Origin of the sequence: Pantoea sp. Pa-EAmG, from assembly GCF_030024295.1 — a bacterium.
GTDB classification, from domain to species: Bacteria; Pseudomonadota; Gammaproteobacteria; order Enterobacterales; family Enterobacteriaceae; genus Pantoea; species Pantoea dispersa.
Map to the genome: position 1 here is coordinate 1 of NZ_JASEWO010000382.1, position 892 is coordinate 892.

General features: G+C 44.1%; 1 protein-coding gene. It reads right to left on the bottom strand.

Annotated features, from left to right (window positions below; translation table 11 throughout):
- Positions 1-17: 17 nt before the first annotated feature.
- On the bottom strand, positions 18-892 hold an 875-nt coding region (locus QMM04_RS22795; protein WP_282997148.1), incomplete at its 5' end, for an amino acid permease.

Here is an 892-nt window from a genome sequence, read left to right on the forward strand (position 1 = left end):
TAATCAGCTTACGGAGTTCACTGTGACAACCGCTCATCTTCACGATCAATTGCCGAAGTCGCCACCACAAAATTAACCAAGCCCGCCGCAATCGGCAAGCCAATCAGTGAGAACATCTCAACAAATGGACTTTTTTCTGGTGAAATTTTTGCCCAAGACGTGACTGCGATGATACACACCAACGCCCCGACATAAAATAGCAGGATACGTAATGGAATAGAGTTAATCGCTTTAGGCAGTGATTTATGCGGATCTTTAGTTTCAGCCGCTGTGGTACCCACCAGCTCAATCCCGACAAAGGCAAAAATCGCAATCTGAAACCCAGCCAAAAAGCCAGTGAGGCCATAAGGAAACATGGATTCAGTTTCAAATACATGACTCATCGAAGCCTTTACACCGCTTGGAGAAGTGAAGCCTGTACTAATTAAATAAATCCCTGCAAGAATAAACAGGATAATGGCAGAGACTTTAATTAAGGAAAACCAGAACTCCAGCTCACCAAACATCCGGACGGCGACAAAATTCAAAATCGTCAAAATCGCCAGCGAAGTAAATGCTGGGATCCAGACAGGCACATCGGGATACCAGAACTGCATGTAACCACCAATCACAATGACATCTGCGATTGCGGTAATAATCCAGTTCCCCCAATACGACCAACCCAGAAAAAAGCCAGCCCAAGGGCCTATATATGCGGTTGCAAAATCAGCAAAGGTTTTAAAATTGGTATTTGCCAGCAACAGTTCACCCATCGCCCGCATCACAAAGAAAAAGAAAAAGCCGATAATCAAATAAGTTAAAACAATGGAGGTACCCGAAACGCTCAAGGTTTTGCCAGAACCCATAAACAAACCAGTACCAATTGCACCACCAATCGTCATATTCAGATGAT